The sequence below is a fragment of the Methylophilus sp. QUAN genome (assembly GCF_015354445.1).
GTDB lineage: Bacteria > Pseudomonadota > Gammaproteobacteria > Burkholderiales > Methylophilaceae > Methylophilus.
Window position 1 is genome coordinate 387,500 of record NZ_JADKYT010000003.1, and the last position, 19,177, is coordinate 406,676.

Here is a 19,177-nt window from a genome sequence, read left to right on the forward strand (position 1 = left end):
TTAGACCTTCATACTGTCATGCAAACAACGGCCACCATTCCCTCACAATTGATCGACCAGTTTGGTCGGCGGGTGGACTATATTCGCCTGTCTATCACTGATCGTTGTGATTTCCGTTGCCAATACTGCATGGCAGAAGACATGACTTTCTTGCCGCGCGATGCCGTGTTATCACTCGAAGAATGTGCACGCCTCGTTAAACTATTTGTCCGTATGGGCGTGCGTAAAGTTCGCATTACCGGTGGTGAACCTTTGGTACGCAAAAATGCCATGTGGCTGTTTGAGGAAATCGGCCATTTGCCCGGGCTGGATGAGTGTGTACTCACCACCAATGGCAGCCAGTTGGATAAATACGCAGCAGCGCTGAAAGCTGCTGGCGTCAAACGCATCAATATCTCTATCGACAGCCTGCAAGAACACCGTTTTAAAACCATCACCCGTGTGGGCGAATTCTCAAAAGTGCTCACCGGGTTAGACGCAGCCAGGTCGGCAGGCTTTGACAATATTAAAATCAACACCGTGCTGATGCGTGGCATCAACGACGATGAAGCCGAGTCCCTGGTCAATTTTGCGATTGAAAAACAGGTCGATATCAGCTTTATTGAAGAAATGCCGCTAGGGGCCGTGGCGCATGACCGAGAACAAAGTTGTGTCAGCAATACCGAGACACTTTCCCTGCTAAAAAGTAAGTTCTCACTCACGCCTAGCACCCACAGGACAGGCGGCCCTGCACGTTATTGGCAAGTCAATGGCCAGCCAACCAGGATTGGCTTTATCTCACCGCATAGCCACAACTTTTGCGAGAGTTGCAACCGCGTGCGCATTACCTGCCAGGGTGAATTATTCCTGTGTCTGGGCCAAGACCATCAAGTCAATTTGCTGCCGCTCCTGCGTGCACATCCTGACAACGACCAACCTTTGGTTGATGCCATTCTGCATGGTATGCATATCAAGCCCAAAGGACACGATTTCGATTTAAGGCGTGCAGCACCTGCGGTCGTGCGCTTTATGTCACATACGGGTGGTTAATGCAGATTACTGCTGTCATTCTGGCCGGCGGGCGCGGCACACGTATGGGCGGTGCCGATAAAGGCCTAGTGAGCTACCAAGGCAAGCCCCTGGTCGCACATGTGCTGGAACGCATACAGCCGCAAGTCGATCACGTTATCATCAACGCCAACCGCCATTTAGACCAATACCAGGCATTTGGCGTGCCTCTCGTCACCGATGACAACGACCAGTTTGATGGCCCACTGGCGGGCATGCAAGCGGGCATGCGTCATGCCAGCACTGACTGGATACTCAGCGTTCCTTGCGACTCACCATTGCTGCCACTGGATTTAGTAAGTCGACTGTGCCATGCAATCCGTGACGCCGCGGCGATTAACAAGACCCCCACCATGCTGGCCATTGCACGCAGTGCTGGTGGTACGCACCCGGTATTTTGCCTGATGCCGCGCCAACTGAGCGCCGACCTCGATGCTTTTCTGCAACAAGGCCAGCGCAGAGTCAGTGCCTGGCAAGCGCAGCACCCCCATGTATTCGTGAGCTTTGAAGATGAGCAAGCGTTTACTAACATCAACCATCTCCCCAGCCATCATGACTAACCAAGCCCTTTTGCAACAACTGGCCAGCAATCCTTCCTGCGCAGATGACTATGACCCGAATGCCATGTCGGTGACGCAAGCACGCCAGTATATCCAGCAATTCTTGTCGCCGGTCCAAGACGCCGAAACCATTAACATCAGGCACGCGCTGGGACGCACATTATCAACCGCTGTGACTTCAGGCATGAATGTGCCTGGCCACGACAATTCGGCCATGGATGGTTTTGCTTTTAGACATGCAGAAGCCACTCAAGCACTGAACATCGTCGGCACCGCATTTGCGGGCAATCCATTTACTGGTGAGTTACCGGCAGGCGCTTGCGTCAAAATCATGACCGGCGCGGTGATTCCAGCTGGTGTGGATACCGTCGTCATGCAGGAGCACACCGCTACTGAAGGAGACAAGGTCACAGTGCTCAAAATTCCGGCCCGAGGTGCCAATATCCGCCTGACCGGCGAAGACATCGCCACCGGGCAAACCGTGCTGGTGCGGGGCCACCAAATACAACCCGCAGACATGGGCCTGCTCGCATCTTTAGGCATTGCCGAGATTCAAGTCTACCGCCGCCTGAAAGTAGCCTTTTTCAGCACTGGCGATGAGCTGGTGAGTGTGGGGCAGCCATTGCAGACTGGCCAGATTTACGACAGCAACCGCTATAGCTTGTGGGGCATGTTGCAAGCCTTGGGGGTAGACGTGCATGACCTAGGCAATGTCGCCGACGACCCCGCCGCGCTTGAAAAAACCTTGCTAGCGGCGGCGGCCAAACATGACGTGGTGATTACCAGTGGCGGCGTTTCGGTAGGCGAAGCAGATTTTATGAAGCACCTGCTAGCCACACACGGCCAGGTACTATTCTGGAAAATCAATATGAAACCGGGCCGTCCGCTGGCCTATGGCAAAATCGGCCAGGCGCATTATTTTGGCTTGCCCGGCAACCCTGTGTCTACCATGGTGACCTTTTACCAGTTTGTCCAAACGGCGCTCAAACACCTGATGGGAACAAATACACTGGCGCAGCCCTCCTTCAAGGTCGAGTGTGTCAGCGCGATTAAAAAGGCCCCGGGGCGGACTGAGTTCCAGCGCGGCATCTTATTCAAAGAAGGCGACACCTGGAAAGTGAAAACCACTGGCGAGCAAGGCTCGGGGATTTTGAGCAGCATGAGCCAGGCCAATTGCTTTATTGTGCTGGATGACCAAACCAGTGCACTGGCCACGGGCACATTGGTTGAAGTACAACCATTTAGCGGTATTTGCTAACCTCACCTTCTGCGCACGCTGGCATGAATCATAAAAAATAGCTTATAGTGTCGGGTCGCAGTGGGGGTTTAATCATAAAGGTGTTGGCGTGCAAGCCGTGTTAAAAGAGTCTAAACAGTTCAATCATGTATTAGAGTGGTGCCTGATCGCTTCACTGCTTATCCATGCTGCGATCATGTTTACCATGCCTAAGCCAGACTACGACCTGCCCCCCCCAAAAAAGCAGGAAATCCGCATTGAACTGGTGAAAGAACAGCCACCTGAGCCCGCATTGCCTAAACCTGTCGTGCCTGTGGCGCAACCAGAGCCTACACCGACACCACCCAAACCTGAACCAGTCAAGCCACAGCCGGCCAAACACGAAGCTAAACCGGTTGAGCAAAAACCAGTCACGCCACAAAAGCCATCCACAACCCCGGAACCCCCTGCAGAAACGGCGCACCCGGTGGTTGAAGCGCCTGCCCCGGCAGTGATTACTGCTAAACCGAGCGTCAGCGAAGCAAAGCCGGAAATGGTTGCACCACCTCCAGCCCCGCCTGCTCCCCCACCTGAGCCGGCGAAAGCGACAGGCCCGAGCGAAGGTGATATTGACGCGGCGCGCAACGCGTTTAAAGAAGCTGCGCAACGTGAAATCCAGAAGAATCTGCGCTATCCGAGAATTGCGCTGGAGCGCGGTATAGAAGGAGTGACTAACCTGCACATCACCTTTGATGACCACGGCAATGTCACCAGCATTGAGGTGGTGGAATCCAGCGGTAACAAGGCGATTGATGAAGCAGCCATTGCCACCATCAAGAAGTCGCAATTGAAATCGCTGTTTAACGACATCCTGCGTGGCAGGCTGAAATCGACCAATGTACCGGTCAGCTTCAAGCTGGCAACTTAAGCGGCCATGTTCTTCAAGCGCACATCCTTGGATACCTCAAGCAGAGACAAACCACTGCGGCACCTGCTGCTGTTTCATGACCTGTATTTTATTGCCTTGATCGTGCTGGCGGTTGCCAGCGGCGGCTATGGTATTTACCTGTGGGACAAGGCTTCCAAGCAATCACAACGCATTAACTTCGTGATCCAGGAAATCTACCTGGTGCGCGGCGACCTCTATCGCCAAACCAAAGAGTTGTTTGATGCTTTCTTCTTGCAAGAAGAAAATGCATTACATGAATACAACCAATACACCACCTCCATCCTGGATCACCTGGAGCGACTGCAAAACATCGCGATCGACCAGGAGGAACGCGATGCGCTGATGGACATCGAGCTGAAATACCGCAACCTGGTCAATGAAGCCCCCGCCCTGTTTTACCGCTACCAGAACAACCCAGACCGCAAGGCACAGAAATCTATTTACCAGGATATTGAAACCGGCATTTTCAGGCACTATGAAGAGGTTTCCAAGCGCGCCGAAACCCTGCTGTTTGTAAAACAAGGCGAAATCAAGCACCGGCTGGATGATGCCAGAAGCAACTCGATTGCCGTGCTGTCGCTGCCGCTGATCCTGGCGTGCATCCTGATCGTGTATTCGCGCCGTATCCTGAAAAACTCCATTGTCAGGCCGATTAACGACATCATGCAGGCCACCAATGCCATCAGTACCGGCAACCTGAGTCATCAGGTGCCGGAAGCCGGTGCAGAGGAATTGGCGGTGCTGTCGAGAGAAATTAATAAAATGGCCGAAGACCTGGCCGCCAGCCGCGATGCGCTGGTTAAAAGCGAGAAACAGGCGGCGCTCGGCCTGCTGGTGCCCATGCTGGCGCATAACATCCGCAACCCGCTGGCCAGCATACGCGCCACCGCACAAGTGATTGACGACCCGCTGCTGGATAAAGATACGCAGGAATCGATTCAGGGCATTATCCACACAGTGGACCGCCTGGAGCGCTGGACAGGCAGCCTGCTGTCTTACCTGCACCCGATCAAACCCATGCTCAACCAGTTACTGCTTTCGTCTATTGTGCAGGGCGCGATCTCAACCTTGCAGCCAAAGCTGAACGAAAAACAGATCAAGGTCATTGAAAACAGCGCAACCATCAAACGCCTGGTGCTGACAGATGAGCACTTGCTGGAACAAATGCTGTACAACCTGCTTCTAAACGCTTCAGAGGCTTCGCCCAAGGGCACCGAAATCCAGTTAAGCTGCACATTAGCCAACAACCTGCTCACCATTACCATGATAGACCAGGGGCCAGGCATGCCGTTCAAGCCCGAACCACATGCGCTGACCCCAGGGCCTACCACTAAACGCTTTGGCACTGGCCTGGGCATCCCGTTTGCATTCAAGGTTTGCGAAGAACTGGGCGGTGCCATGGCCTTTGACAGCGAGCCCGGCAAAGGCACGCGCATCACCATCACGCTGCCGCAGTAACAGGCAAGCCCTGCGGTTGCATGAGAATTTTCGTTTTGTGCTTGCTTAATTTTGTATTTTTATCAACAATGTGATTAAGTGATTGTCATGACTACTATGTTGAATTCACCTGTTCCAGAACTCTCCTTACCGGCCACCTCCGGCCTGCAATTTAATAGCAAAGACTATTTAGGTAAGTTTCTCGTTCTCTATTTTTACCCCAAAGACGCTACGCCCGGCTGTACGACCCAAGGCATGCAGTTTCGCGATATGCATGAACAGTTTGCTGCAGCCAATGCCGTGGTCTTTGGCATTTCACGCGACAGCCTGAAATCGCACGAAAATTTCAAAGCCAAGTACACGTTTCCATTTGAGCTGATTTCTGACAGTGAAGAAATCGCCTGTCAGGCTTTCAACGTCATTAAAATGAAAAACATGTATGGTAAACAGGTACGCGGCATTGAACGCAGTACATTCCTGGTCAACCCACAAGGCATCATTGTCCGTGAATGGCGTGGTGTCAAAGTGGATGGTCATGCCGCTGAGGTATATGCCAGCATTCAGTCTTCCCACTCATAAAAGTGATTTTCTATGGCCCGTGCTCCACACACCAAGCTGTTTGTTCTTGATACCAACGTTCTGATGCACGACCCGTCGTCGCTGTTCAGATTTGAAGAGCACGATGTCTATTTGCCAATGGTGACATTGGAAGAACTAGACAACAACAAGAAGGGGCTGACTGAAGTCGCCCGCAATGCCCGTCAGGCCAGCCGCTTTCTGGAAGAAATCATCGGCAGCATAGACACGGACAAACTGGAAGAAGGCTGTCCACTGGGTATTCAGGGCAATCGCCACCTGACCGGCAAGCTGTTTTTCCAGATGGAACATGTGCCAACTGACCTGCCGGGCCTGGCAGGCAGCAAGGCGGATAACCAGATCATCAGCGTTGCCCTATCCCTCAAAAAGCAGTTTGCTAAACGCAACGTCATCCTGGTCAGCAAGGATATCAATATCCGCATCAAAGCCCGCGCCATGGGTGTGCCATCTGAAGACTACTTCAATGACAAAGTGCTGGAAGACAGCGACATGCTGTATACCGGCCTGCGCGAACTGCCGGAAGACTTTTGGGAAACACACAGCAAGGACATGGACTCATGGCAAGAGTCAGGACGCATGTTTTATAAAATCAGCGGCCCTGTCGTCAAATCCCTGTTGGTGAACGAATTTGTGTTTTATGAATATAACAAACCGTTCCATGCCATCGTACGCAAAATAGAAGATAATTCCGCCGTGCTGGAAGTGGTGCAAGATCACCAGAACCCCAAACATAGTGTCTGGGGCATCACCGCTCGCAACCGCGAGCAGAACTTTGCCTTGAACTTGCTGATGGATCCTGACATTGATTTTGTCACCCTGCTTGGCCAGGCTGGTACTGGCAAAACCCTACTGACACTGGCCGCCGCGCTGACTCAAACTCTGGACAAAAAGCGCTACTCTGAAATCATCATGACGCGCGTCACCGTGCCGGTCGGTGAAGATATCGGCTTCTTGCCAGGCACAGAAGAAGAGAAAATGGCGCCATGGATGGGCGCGCTGGAAGACAACCTGGATGTGCTGAACAAAACGGACGAGGATGTGGGTGAGTGGGGACGTGCAGCGACCCAGGACCTGATCCGCACACGCATTAAAATCAAGTCACTGAACTTTATGCGCGGCCGCACCTTCCTCAACAAGTTTTTAATTATTGATGAAGCGCAAAACCTCACGCCCAAACAAATGAAGACCTTGATTACACGTGCAGGCCCAGGCACCAAAGTCGTTTGTTTAGGCAACATCGCGCAGATCGATACCCCCTACCTAACTGAGGGGAGCTCGGGCCTGACGTATGTGGTCGATCGCTTCAAGAACTGGTCGCATAATGGCCATATCACGCTGGTTCGTGGCGAACGCTCACGCCTGGCAGATTTTGCAGCCGAGGTCCTGTAGACGCAGTCTGCTTGAATGTGATGGTTAAAGGCTTTTATACCTTACTGATTGCCCAGTTCTTATCGGCAATCGCTGACAATGCACTCCTGTTTGCAGCCATTGCGCTGCTGGCCCAACTGAACGCACCAAGCTGGCACGAACCGCTGTTACGGGAGTTCTTTGTCATTTCCTATATTGTGCTGGCGCCGTTTGTCGGCCCATTTGCCGACGCCCTGCCTAAAGGTCGCGTGATGTTCCTAAGTAACGGCCTGAAGTTTATCGGCTGTTTAATGGCGTTGGTCGGCGTGCCGCCCCTGTATGCTTACGCCATGGTCGGCGTCGGCGCTGCTGCCTACTCCCCGGCAAAATACGGCATCCTGACCGAAATGCTGCCGTCAAAGCTGCTGATCAAGGCCAACGCCTGGATGGAAGGCACCACCGTGACCGCCATCATCCTCGGCCCGGTGCTCGGCTCCACCCTATCAATCAACAATCCCTATATCGGTATCGCCTGCATCATGCTGCTGTATTTACTGGCGGCGGGCTTTAACTATTACATCCCCAAGGTGCCGATTGACCACAAGGTTGAGCAAAAGACCCTGCGCTTCTTGCTCAAGGACTTCTGGCACGCATTTATTACGCTATGGAAAGACCCACAAGGGCAAGTCTCGCTGGCCGTGACCACGCTCTTCTGGGGGGCAGGTGCAACCCTGCAGTTTGTGGTGTTGCAATGGGCAGATGTCAGGCTGGGATTCTCCCAGCAGCAAGCCACGTATTTGATTGCCATCCTGGCGGTGGGTATCGCAGTGGGTTCAATCGTGGCCTCACGCTACGTCGAGTTGGAGAATGCGGTAAAAGTACTGCCCGCCGGGATCTATATGGGTATTCTGGTCATCAGCATGATGGTGATCCACAGCCCCATACTGGCTGGTATTTTGCTGTTTGTGATTGGTGTACTGTCAGGTTATTTCCTGGTGCCACTTAACTCGCTGTTACAGCATAGAGGACATCATCTGCTGGGTGCAGGCCACTCAATAGCCGTGCAAAACTTTAACGAGAACATCGGTATCTTGTTATTGCTGGGTGCCTACACCTGGATGGTCGGTGCGAAGCTCGAGATCAACACGATTGTGGCTATTTTTGGTGTATTCATTATCGTGAGTATGTCTTTGATTACCCTGGTTTACCGCAAACAAATTCAGCAATAATCTTAAACACACACCCAATAAAAAAGGCGCTTGAAGCGCCTTTTTTATTGCCATCAATTAGTGCAGTTTCACATGCGGCTCGGTACGCCTGGAGATAATGCGTCCAATCGTATGCACAATCACCGCCATGATGCCGTGCAATGCCATCAAGTGCATTTTGTACAACGAACGATACATCACTCGTGCAAACAGGCCTTGAATATACATACTGCCACCCGCTACTGCGCCCATCAGGCTACCAACGGTAGAGTATTTGCCCAGGTTCACCAATGAACCGTAATCGGTATAGTGGAACTCTGGCAACTGTGCTTTACCAGCCACACGTGCCTTGACTGTTTTCACCAGCAACGAAGACTGCTGGTGCGCAGCCTGTGCGCGTGGTGGCACGGTTGTATCGTGTCCCAGCCATGGGCACGCCGCACAATCACCAAAGGCGAAAATGTTCTCGTCACGCGTGGTTTGCAGATGCTGGTTCACCACCAACTGGTTGATACGGTTAGTTTCCAGGCCATCAATATCCTTCAGGAAATCTGGCGCCTTGATGCCTGCAGCCCACACCACCAACTCAGCGGGAATGGTACGGCCACTGTGCGTCGTAATGCCTTTGGACGACACCTCAGTCACACGTTCCCCGGTAAACACATTGACACGCAGCTTACGCAACTCAACGTCTACGGCATAGGATAATTTAGGCGGTAACGCAGGCAAGATACGGTCGCTGGCTTCGATCAGTGAGATTTTCACATCGCGGTCCGCATCAATCTTATCCAGACCATACGCCGCCAACTCACGCGTCGTATTATGCAATTCTGCAGCCAGTTCAACCCCGGTGGCACCCGCACCCACAATCGCCACTTCCAGTTGACCTGGTTTGAGTGGCTCAGGCTGAGTTTGTGCACGCAACAGGGCATTGTGCAGATAACGGTGGAACTTCTGTGCTTGTGACTGGGTGTCCAGCGCAATTGAAAACTCGCGCGCACCCTTGATCCCAAAGTCATTGGTCGTACTACCGACGGCAATAATCAAGGTATCGTACTTGAACGAACGACGCGCAATAATCTCGTTACCATCTTCATCATGCACAGGCGCCAGCAGCACTTCACGTGTGCTACGGTTCAGGCCATCCATGCGGCCCAGACGGAATTTGAAATGATGCCAGTGCGCTTGTGCCAGATACTCCAGCTCATGACGATCCGGGTCCATGCTGCCCGCTGCAATCTCATGCAGCAATGGCTTCCATACATGGGTTCTGGTGGCATCAATCAGCGTAATTCTGGCCTTTTTCTTTTTGCCCAGAGAATCGCCCAGTTTGGTTGCCAACTCCAGGCCACCAGCACCACCACCTACAATGATGACATGGTGCAAATCATTTTCGTCTGTTACGCTCACGCTTAATCCTTCAATAAAAAAGCGCGCCTGCCGTACTGCCAAGCGCGCACAACATCTCAATTATACCGTTATTCGTTACCAGTGATTTTGGCATGGCTACGAATAAAGGCGATGACTTTCAACACGTCATCCGGTTTCAAACCATCATCCGGTGCCATCAAGCCGAAGCCTTTGGCTCCCATCCCACCATTGGTACCATGCCAAATGGTTTCAAACATGCCTTTGTTGGTTGCATTCTTGGCATAACGGAAATTTTCACCAATCAAGCCTGGACCAACTGCCCCTTCTCCATGACCACCGTGGCAAGCCACACAAGAGAACAGGTTGAATCTTTTTTTGCCTTCCTTAATGGCTTCTTCGTTGCCAATATAAGGGTTTTTACCCGTCGCCAAAAATTCTTTTGCAGCAGGTGTATCAAACATTTTCTGGTCAATTTCCATCGGCTGACCATCTTGTGTTGTCACAAACTGAATCGCCTTGATATCACCACCACCGGCTTCCGCTGCCGCACCAGATTGGCCACCGTTATTACAGGCTGCCAACATTGCGGCAAGCAGCGTTGTTAAAAGCATACTTCTCATGATTACCCCCATCTTTCCTAAGATCCATGTTCTTTGAAATAAAACGGTTTTTAATTGTTTTTTATAATGAAACCGACTGCATTTATTGTGCCACAAAAACAAAAAACGGTCACCTCAGTGACCGTTTTTATTCGTAACGAATTATTCGTTACCTGTCATGCCTACGTTGCTATTGCTACGAATGAAAGCAATCACTTTCAGCAGTTCGTCTGGTTTGATACCATCATCTGGAGCCATCAAGCCAAAGCCTTTAGCACCCATACCACCGTTAGTACCGTGCCAGATTGTTTCAAACATACCTTTGTTAGTTGCGTTTTTCGCATAACGGAAGTTTGCACCGATCAAGCCTGGACCTACAGCGCCTTCACCTTTACCACCGTGACAGGCTACGCAAGAATACAGATTGAAGATTTTTTTGCCTTTTTTAATGGCTTCTTCGTTACCGATGTAAGGGTTTTTACCAGTCGCTAAAAACTCTTTTGAAGCATCTGTATCGAACATTGCTTTGTCGATGTTGAGGGTTGAGCCGTCTTGAGTAGCTGAAAAAGTGATATCAGCCATCGCACCTGTGGCAAAAGCCATCAAGGAAATCAACAATGCTGATTTAAATGTGTTGCCTAACATGTTTTCTCCTAATCCTAAACAAAATGAGCGACGTTAACATCAAGACCCAACCAATATTAACGTATGCTCATTTAACGAATCGTTCCAGAAACGGTTGACGAATATTTCCGAATTAAATTACAGAATAATTCACTGAGCCATCTCAAAACAAGGCCACGATTCTACTGTGTTTCTTTTACCTTGTCATTAGCAACTGTCTGTTTTTAAAACTTTTTCACCATGTGTGTTACTTTTTATACACACTGTCGCCTTCAACGACCGGCACGGTTGGAATGCCGTAATCTTTCAGGATCGCATCAATCTTGTCTTTATTGCGTTCCAAGGCCTCATTGATCATCTTGATACGCTCTTTATCCTTCATACGCACGGCCACGGAGATGTTCCAGTATTCCTTGCCTTTGAGGTTGACCTTGTTGTACTCAGGAATCATGCGTACTTCTAACGGCACCTTGGACTGCTTGGCAAAATAGCCTGCAATCGGCCCCCACATCACAGCGACATCAATGTCACCTTTCACCAGGTCATCGATAATAAAGCTGGTCGGCAAATTCAGGTCACGTTGCAAACGATAAGGACGGGCATTCGTCATCAAGTCGTAGTCGTTTAAAGGAATGGTTGCTGGGCTTTTATCGACAATGCCAATAATCCCTTTTTTCAGGTCTGGGGAATCCCAGTTATTAATGTCATAGTTACTGTCTTTACGCCAAACGAATACATGGCCGGAACGATAGTAAGGTTTGGAGGTTCTCAAGCCGTCAAAGTCAGAGGTCATGCCGATAATGACATCACAGCGCATGGCATTGATGGTGTTACGCAAGAAGCCCTGGCGATTATAGGCATATTGAAAGGTCAACTTTTTACCCAGATCATCCGCCAGCACTTTGGCAATCTTGTCTTCAAAGCCTTCCAGTTTGATATTGGAGTAAGGCATATTGTCCGGGTCGGAACAGACCTTAAACTCGGATTCATCGGCGACACGGCGTACTTCACCGATACGGCCTTCGTCCGGGTTGATGGAGGGGATATCAATTTCTTCGGCAAACACCACACCTTGTGTGGCAAACATCATCGCAAACGCACCCAGTATATTCCATGTAGTTCTCATTTTGACTTCATCCTTGTTGTGATTGTTTCCTGTCGTTTTTGGAGCCTTGCCTGGCACAAAAGTTCTGCCAACCAACGACAAACTGAATCATCTTATCGTGAATGCGTTTTCATTTGTAGCCAAAACACATTTAATTTTATTGCGACACTTTTGAATCATGATATTCATGAAAAAAAACACCCTGCCGAAGCAGGGTGTTAAGGAGTCAACGTATTACTACGTGTAACTTAAGCTAAGCTCAAATTACAGTGAGAAAACGTTCAGTGCACCGCCGCCAGGAGCAGCATTGTACTTAGTCAACTCTTTGTAACCACCAGCAGCACCCAGTGCGTCTGTGTCGTTGGTCATGCCCAAGTTCATCGCAACACCAGCCCAACCGCCGATACCGGACAGTACGCCAACGTATTGTTTACCCTTGTTGCCGTATGTGAATGCGTTACCAATCACGCCGGAACCAACTTGGAATTTCCACAGTTCTTTACCGTTTTGTGCATCAACAGCTTTGAACCAACGATCCAAAGTACCGTAGAACACGATGTTAGAAGCTGTAGTCAGAGCACCGCCCCATGCAGAGAATTTCTCTTTGTTGTACCAAACTTTTTTGTTGGTCATTGGATCATAAGCGCCGAAGCCACCCATTACGCCGTCAGGACCAGCAAACATAGTCAAAGTAGCACCAACCCATGGTTGACCAGCAACGTATTTAGACTCAACTGGCTCGTATGTCATACATACGTGGTTCAATGGTGTGTACACCAAACCAGTTTTTGGAGAGTAAGCAGCAGGCTGTTGGTCTTTAGTACCCAAAGCAGCTGGGCAAACACCCTTAGCGTTGTAGTCTTGGTGAGTAGAAGCAGTTGCCAATTTGTTTGGCACACCTGTTTTCAGGTCAACATCAGTTGCCCAGTTAACGAATGGGTGTACTTTTTCAGCTGCAACCAATGAACCGTTATGAGCGTTCCATGTGTAGATGAAACCGTTACGGTCATGGTGCCATGCGTAAGTTTTGCCACCTTTGTCGAACAGGATTACTTCGTTAATACCATCGTAGTCCCACTCATCGTGTGGAGTCATTTGCATGCCCCATTTAGCCACACCAGTGTCCAAATCACGAGCGAAAATTGTCATAGACCATTTGTTGTCGCCTGGACGTACATCTGGGTTCCATACGGATGGGTTACCAGTACCGTAGTAAACCAGGTTTGTACGTGCATCATATGGCCACCAGCCCCATACGGAACCGCCACCATGTTGCCAGCCGTCTTTAACAGCTTGTGGTTTCAACCAGGTACGTGTACCCAGGTCTTTTTCACCAATTTTCAGGCTGTCGTTAGCCAGTTTTTTGAAAGAACCACCTTGTTTGTTACCGCCGTTTACATCTTCGTAAACTGACAGAGCGTTGTATGATGGGTTTTCTTTGTTGAAGTCAGCACCGATCAATACTTCGCTGTCTGGACCTGTAGAGTAAGCTTTCCATGCCAGAGAGCCATCTTTCAGGTTGTATGCAGCGATAAAGCAACGTACGCCGAACTCAGCACCTGAGCAACCGGTCAATACTTTGTCTTTGATTACGTGTGGAGCGTTAGTGTTAGTTGCACCAACTTTTGGATCAGTGTTCTTAACGTCCCATACTTTAGCACCGGTTTTTGCATCTAAAGCAACCAACATACCGTCGTTTTGTTGCAGGTAGATTTTACCGTCGCCGTAGCCCAGACCACGAGAAACGTTGTCACAGCACAGAACTGCTTGAACGCTTGGGTCTTGTTTAGGGAAATAGGACCAAACGATTTTTTGATTGTCGTTCAGATCCAGAGCGTATACGTTGTTTGGGAAAGCTGTGTGAACGTACATCATGTTGCCCACAACAACTGGAGAACCTTCGTGACCACGGTTTACACCAGTAGCGAATGTCCAAGCTGCTTTCAGGTTTTTAACGTTACCCTTGTTGATTTGTGCCAAGGCGCTGTAACCGTTGTTGTTGTGTTGACCACGTGGATGTGCCCAGTTGTTGGCATCTTTCAACGCGGCTTCTTGGTCAGCTGCTGCGAAAGCAACCAATGGCAATGCTGCTACCAGACCCAAGGCCAGTTTGATTTTGTTAACTTGCATATTGATCTCCAAAGTTAGAACTAAGGGTTTAATATTAAGTACACGTTAAATTCTGCCAGCACTAGGATTGGCAAACCAAATTTCCCGCATACTTTTCACTCCAGAGACAAGGGAAAAACTCCTGAAACGCTTTAGAATTTATCACTTGCCGCATGTGAGGATTGCAATATAGAACAATTTGTTTTCAATTGCAACAGTTTGGTTACAAATCGGTTACAAATATTTCGAAATATTTTTTGTTAATTTTCCGCAAGCTGACAACAAAATAAATTACTATTAAAAATCATACAGTTAAGAAAATAATTTATGAACACTCTCTACCTCTATCCCGAATGCCAACCGTTCACAAATACACATATTGACGTCAATTCGTTACATTCAATCTATGTTGAACAATGTGGTAACCCGCACGGCGTGCCCGTTATTTTTTTGCACGGCGGCCCTGGTAGCGGTTGCAATCCGGGACAAAGACGCTTTTTCGACCCAGCGCATTACCACATTATTTTGTTCGACCAACGTGGCTGTGGCCGCAGCCTGCCAGCAGGCGAGACCACAGACAACACCACGCAAGACCTGGTTGCAGATATAGAAGCGATCCGCCAACATTTGAACATTGACCGCTGGCATGTGTTTGGCGGCTCATGGGGAAGCACGCTGGCATTGTCTTACGCAAACAGCCATGCACAACAAGTGATCAGCCTGACATTGCGCGGTATCTTTTTGAGCAGACAGCATGAAATTGATTGGTTTTTGGGCCAGGTCGCATTATTTTTCCCGGAAGCCTGGCAAACACTGCTGGCAGTGGTGCCAGCCAGCCACCAGGAAAATGTCCTGGATTACTATGCGACCCGGGTGTTTCACAGCGATACGGCCATCAGCATTCCAGCTGCCATCCGCTGGAATGCGTTTGAATCCAGCATTATGAGCCTGATCTCCAAAGCCGACAGCGCCGAGGTCAATGGCGCGGTTGAGCTGGCGCGTGCACGTGTACAGATTCATTACATTCAGCATTTATGCTTTGTCGATGGCGATCAAATGTTACAAGCAGCCGCGCAGCAACTGCAATCCATCCCGACGACCATTGTGCAAGGTCGTTATGACATGGTGTGCCCACCACAAACCGCCTGGGAGTTGAGCCAGGTATTACCGCACGCCACATTGGTGATGGTGCCGGACGCCGGCCATTCGGCGATGGAGCCAGGCACTTGCCAGGCACTGTTGAATGCCACGGAACAATACAAGCAACTCAGCGTCTAGCAATCACCAGCAATGAAAGCGGGATGTATGCCGACGTTATGGACGACACTACAAACACAGTGGCAAGGCCTGAAGCAGCAATTACTGGCTTATAGCTATTGCACGCCACTGTTTGTGCTGAAAACGACCTGGCAAGGGGTGGCCAGGCACCGGTTAATGGGGCTGTCGGCCGCGCTGTCTTTTTATGCACTGTTTGCCTTGATCCCGCTGATCGTGCTGATTTTCTTTTTAATCAGCCACCTGGTGTATTCGTCTGATTATGCCATTGTGAAACTGGCCATTTTAACCAGCAACCTGCTGCCCGAGTTCAGCCAGCGCATCATGGTAGAGGTCTATGAAAACACGCGCACCAAAGCCGCCTGGGGCGTAGTTGGTTTTTTGGTATTGTTGTGGACCATCACCCCATTAGCGACGCATATGCGCGCCAGCTTTCACCTGATTGCCAGCCGCAATGACGTATCTTCTTTCTGGCATAAAAAGTTACGCGATGTGCTCGCCGTACTCGGCGTATTGCTGGTGTTCTTCTTGTTCACCGCGGCTGGGTTTGTGCTGGAGTCCATCATTGTGTTCCTGGCCAATCATTTGCCATCCGCCTCCATCAATGTAGTCGGTTCGCTGCTATCGCTCGCCTTAACTACTTTGTTGATTGCCGGTTTTTACCACACCTTTTGCCCGCTGAATGTGCACTGGCGCCATTTGCTGTTATCCGCCCTGCTCACGGCCACCTTGTGGATGCTGATGCGCCCGGCCTTCGGCCTGTTTCTCAGTGTGAATAAAAACTTCGGCGCCGTGTTTGGCAGCATGAAGGCCATGTTTGTCTCCATCAGCTGGCTCTACCTGAACTTTGCCGTATTCCTGGTGGGCATAGAATTAATGGTCACGCTGAGGCAAAAAGATGTGCTGCTGCTGAAAGGCCTGTTTGAAGATATCCCTAACCAGCAGCACTATTTACAGGCATTGATGGGCAAATACGGCAAGACCTATACGCAAGGCCACTATGTGCTCAAAGAGGGTGAAACCAGCCATCACTACTATATGGTGGTTGAAGGCAGCTTGCATTTAACGCAACGACAAGCTGACGGCAGTGAAAAAACACTGCGCATCCTGCAGTATGGCGACTTCTTTGGCGACATTGCCTTGTTCTCAGCGCAACCCGTCACAGCCAGCGCAGTCGTCGCCTCGCCGGAAGCATCGGTCATAGAGATTTATGCCGACTGCATGGAAAACCTGCTACAGGAAGACCCACAGATTGCCGTGCGCCTGTTAAAACAACTCTCTCATCATGCGCAGGTAAAAAATACATTTGCGCCATCCAGCGCTGCATAAACCGCCCAGCGCCTGATAAACAGCATAGATCCGCAGCGTTTTGCGCTAAATCAATCCACACAACCATTGCAGAATTGTAAGATGTGTTACAAAATTGTAACTATCTTTGGAATTTCGCACGATGGCACTCCCACTTTCGCAAGAGATCAATACGCTGATACAACAGCTGAATCACGGACAATTTGCTGCTGTCATTCAACGGGCACGCCCATTAGCAGCGCAACACCCGCGAGAGTTTGTATTGCATCACCTGCTGGCGCTGGCGCTAGACCAAGCCCAGCAATACCCGCAGGCGGCACAGGCCTATGAAGCGGCCCTGCAACTCAACCCGCAAGCCGCAGAGCTGTGGTTTAACTACGCGATTGTACAAACGCAGCTGGGCGCAATGGCCGCCGCGGAACAGGCTTACTGTAAAGCCATCGCCCTGAATCCGCAATTTTTTGAGGCGCATGGCAACCTGGGCACAGTACTGCAAAAACAGGGCAAACTGGATGAAGCTATGGCCAGCTACCAGCAAGGTTTACGCATCCAGCCACAAGATGCGCGCGGCCATTTCAACCTGGGCACGGTATTGCGTGACAAAGGACAACTGCAGTCCGCTGTGCAAAGCTACGAGCGCGCGATCGTACTCTTCCCCAATTACACTGACGCCTATAACAACCTCGGCGAAACCTGGCGCGACCAGGGCGATATGACCAGGGCGGTGCAATATTATCAGCAGGCGCTGCAACGCAATCCACAGCATCCTGGCGCCAATTACAACATGGGCGAGTTTTTATACCTGGCCAAGCGGTTCGAAGAAGCGATTCCTCACTTCGAGGCTTCACAATTGGACGACTGGCAATCCCGTGTACTTTACTGTTTATACCGTGCCGAGAAATTCGAGGCGTTCAAACAGTTACGCGACAACATTATCAAGCAGGGGCCGCATACTGCACCGTTTATTGCCACCCTGTCCACACACTACAGCCTCAACCACGGCGAGGCAGACCCTTACCAGTTTTGCCCGGATGGCCTGTCGTTTGTTTACCACCGCAGCCTGCCTGAGCTGGCACCCGGCAGCCCCTTGCTGGAAGAACTGCTGGACAATATTGCGCAAGCCGATATTGCCGAGCGCAAACAGGCACGCCTGACCAATGGCAAGCAATCTGCAGGCAATCTATTCAAACGTCCCGAAACCGCCTTCAGGACGCTGGGCGAGCTGGTCAAACGTGAGTTTCTGCAATACCAGGCACAATTCCAGCAGGCCAACTGCGCCTTAATCTCCCATTTCCCCAAAGCGCTTGAGTTCACCAGCTCATGGTATGTCAAGATGCAAAAAGGCGGCCACCTGGATGCCCATATCCATGAAATAGGCTGGCTCAGTGGCGCGGTTTACCTGGCCATGCCAGAGACCGCAGATCCCAAGGAAGGCGCATTCGAATACGGCACACATGGTGACCAGTACCCGCAATTACACGACAAGTTCCCCACCCGCTACATCAAGCCCGCCGTAGGTGATATCGTGTTATTTCCATCGTCGCTGTTTCACAGGACGATTCCCTTTCACGCCGAAGCAGAGCGCATTTGTGTTGCCTTTGATTTAAAACCAGCCGCACACCTGCCAACGGCACGCAGCCAATATTAAGCCAAGGTACACGACCATCATTTAACCGCCGCAACAAGGTTGTGCCTTGCTTATCAAACTGATACAGAATTTATCAAAATTGCTGATTGTAGATTGCATGGCGCAAGGTATGATACTTGATGAGGAATCGTTATTTAAACTGGGATAGAAACAAGGGTTGCCGATGCAATCGCCCGGGAAAATCGCGCCGCAGTTCACCTCGTCTCAGGTCATCCCAACCAACCCTGATGGAGTCAGACCAATATGATTTCAGTGCGCCGGACCTGTTTGCTTCTCCCCTTGCTTGGCCTGGGTACCAGCGGCTTGTCGCAAGCGGGGCCTGAACAAGCCCGTGAAACCAAGAGTGAATTACTTTTCAACCTGGCCCTGCTGAGCCAGATGCCTAACCGCCAGCCACAAGACACCTATGCAGTATGTGCATTTGAAGAAGACATCGGCCATTTGAAGGCCACAGCGCTGGAATCGCAAAAATTACAGAATTTACAGATATTTTTGGTCACAGTGAAAGCGCCAACCGACGTCAAGCGCTGCAATCTGTTATATATTCAGGACTACGGCGCACAAAAGCCGCTAGAATTACAACAGATCATCCAGAAAGAGTCCGTATTGACCGTTGTATATAACGGCAACAAGTTTTCTGAGTATGGCCATGTGGAAATCAGCGAGCAGGACAAACGCTACCAGTTCGCACTGCACCTGACATCGGCCAAACAGGCAGGCATTGTGTTTGACACGCGACTGATGAAACTGGCGACCAATATTGTTAATTGATTGTGT

Annotated in this window: 17 protein-coding genes; 12 read left to right on the forward strand and 5 right to left on the reverse strand. The window is 50.5% G+C overall.

The annotated features are described in order from the left end of the window. Positions 1-18: 18 nt before the first annotated feature. From moaA to lplT, 8 genes are all read left to right on the forward strand, one after another. Positions 19-1,029: a GTP 3',8-cyclase MoaA gene (gene moaA / locus INP79_RS14275; protein ID WP_194754887.1), complete on the forward strand. Its 1,011-nt coding sequence runs from the start codon at positions 19-21 to the stop codon at positions 1,027-1,029. Continuing rightward, positions 1,029-1,607, forward strand: a complete 579-nt coding sequence (mobA, locus tag INP79_RS14280; protein ID WP_194754888.1) for a molybdenum cofactor guanylyltransferase MobA — start codon at positions 1,029-1,031, stop codon at positions 1,605-1,607. The genes moaA and mobA overlap by 1 nt, the downstream gene beginning before the upstream one ends. Next, entirely contained in the window at positions 1,600-2,865 is a 1,266-nt protein-coding gene (gene glp / locus INP79_RS14285; protein WP_194754889.1) for a gephyrin-like molybdotransferase Glp, read from the forward strand. Before mobA ends, glp begins: the two co-directional genes overlap by 8 nt. Before the next feature lie 88 nt (positions 2,866-2,953). Beyond that, entirely contained in the window at positions 2,954-3,751 is a 798-nt protein-coding gene (locus INP79_RS14290; protein ID WP_194754890.1) for a TonB family protein, read from the forward strand. Positions 3,752-3,757: 6 nt separating this feature from the next. Continuing rightward, a complete protein-coding gene (locus tag INP79_RS14295) occupies positions 3,758-5,230 on the forward strand; it encodes a HAMP domain-containing sensor histidine kinase (protein WP_194754891.1) in 1,473 nt (490 codons plus the stop codon). 96 nt (positions 5,231-5,326) lie between these two features. Continuing rightward, a complete protein-coding gene (locus tag INP79_RS14300) occupies positions 5,327-5,788 on the forward strand; it encodes a peroxiredoxin (RefSeq protein WP_194741722.1) in 462 nt (153 codons plus the stop codon). A 12-nt stretch (positions 5,789-5,800) separates the two neighbouring features. Continuing rightward, positions 5,801-7,195: a PhoH family protein gene (locus INP79_RS14305; RefSeq protein WP_194754892.1), complete on the forward strand. Its 1,395-nt coding sequence runs from the start codon at positions 5,801-5,803 to the stop codon at positions 7,193-7,195. A 20-nt stretch (positions 7,196-7,215) separates the two neighbouring features. Continuing rightward, the gene (gene lplT, locus INP79_RS14310; protein WP_194755080.1) at positions 7,216-8,382 is read left to right on the forward strand and encodes a lysophospholipid transporter LplT; all 1,167 of its coding nucleotides are present in this window, start codon (positions 7,216-7,218) and stop codon (positions 8,380-8,382) included. 57 nt (positions 8,383-8,439) lie between these two features. Here lplT and INP79_RS14315 read toward each other — a convergent pair whose 3' ends face one another. From INP79_RS14315 to INP79_RS14335, 5 genes are all read right to left on the reverse strand, one after another. After that, positions 8,440-9,771: an NAD(P)/FAD-dependent oxidoreductase gene (locus tag INP79_RS14315; RefSeq protein WP_194741321.1), complete on the reverse strand. Its 1,332-nt coding sequence runs from the start codon at positions 9,769-9,771 to the stop codon at positions 8,440-8,442. Between the two features lie 68 nt (positions 9,772-9,839). Beyond that, positions 9,840-10,316 carry a cytochrome c gene (locus INP79_RS14320; RefSeq protein WP_370583287.1) on the reverse strand — a complete coding sequence of 159 codons (477 nt, stop codon included), beginning with the start codon at positions 10,314-10,316 and terminating at the stop codon, positions 9,840-9,842. A 177-nt stretch (positions 10,317-10,493) separates the two neighbouring features. Then, positions 10,494-10,976 (reverse strand): cytochrome c, encoded by a 483-nt coding sequence (locus INP79_RS14325; RefSeq protein WP_194741320.1) that lies wholly within the window; start codon positions 10,974-10,976, stop codon positions 10,494-10,496. A 226-nt stretch (positions 10,977-11,202) separates the two neighbouring features. Further along, positions 11,203-12,081 (reverse strand): quinoprotein dehydrogenase-associated putative ABC transporter substrate-binding protein, encoded by an 879-nt coding sequence (locus INP79_RS14330; protein ID WP_194754893.1) that lies wholly within the window; start codon positions 12,079-12,081, stop codon positions 11,203-11,205. A gap of 243 nt (positions 12,082-12,324) precedes the next feature. Next, positions 12,325-14,190, reverse strand: a complete 1,866-nt coding sequence (locus INP79_RS14335; RefSeq protein ID WP_194754894.1) for a PQQ-dependent dehydrogenase, methanol/ethanol family — start codon at positions 14,188-14,190, stop codon at positions 12,325-12,327. Positions 14,191-14,496: 306 nt separating this feature from the next. Between INP79_RS14335 and pip the strand changes: the two genes are divergently transcribed. From pip to INP79_RS14355, 4 genes are all read left to right on the forward strand, one after another. Beyond that, positions 14,497-15,447 (forward strand): prolyl aminopeptidase, encoded by a 951-nt coding sequence (gene pip, locus INP79_RS14340; RefSeq protein WP_194754895.1) that lies wholly within the window; start codon positions 14,497-14,499, stop codon positions 15,445-15,447. Between the two features lie 27 nt (positions 15,448-15,474). Beyond that, positions 15,475-16,773: a YhjD/YihY/BrkB family envelope integrity protein gene (locus tag INP79_RS14345; RefSeq protein ID WP_228520044.1), complete on the forward strand. Its 1,299-nt coding sequence runs from the start codon at positions 15,475-15,477 to the stop codon at positions 16,771-16,773. 121 nt (positions 16,774-16,894) lie between these two features. After that, positions 16,895-18,400 (forward strand): tetratricopeptide repeat protein, encoded by a 1,506-nt coding sequence (locus tag INP79_RS14350; protein ID WP_194754897.1) that lies wholly within the window; start codon positions 16,895-16,897, stop codon positions 18,398-18,400. A 243-nt stretch (positions 18,401-18,643) separates the two neighbouring features. Beyond that, positions 18,644-19,171 carry a YfiR family protein gene (locus INP79_RS14355; RefSeq protein ID WP_194754898.1) on the forward strand — a complete coding sequence of 176 codons (528 nt, stop codon included), beginning with the start codon at positions 18,644-18,646 and terminating at the stop codon, positions 19,169-19,171. The last annotated feature ends 6 nt before the right edge of the window (positions 19,172-19,177 follow it).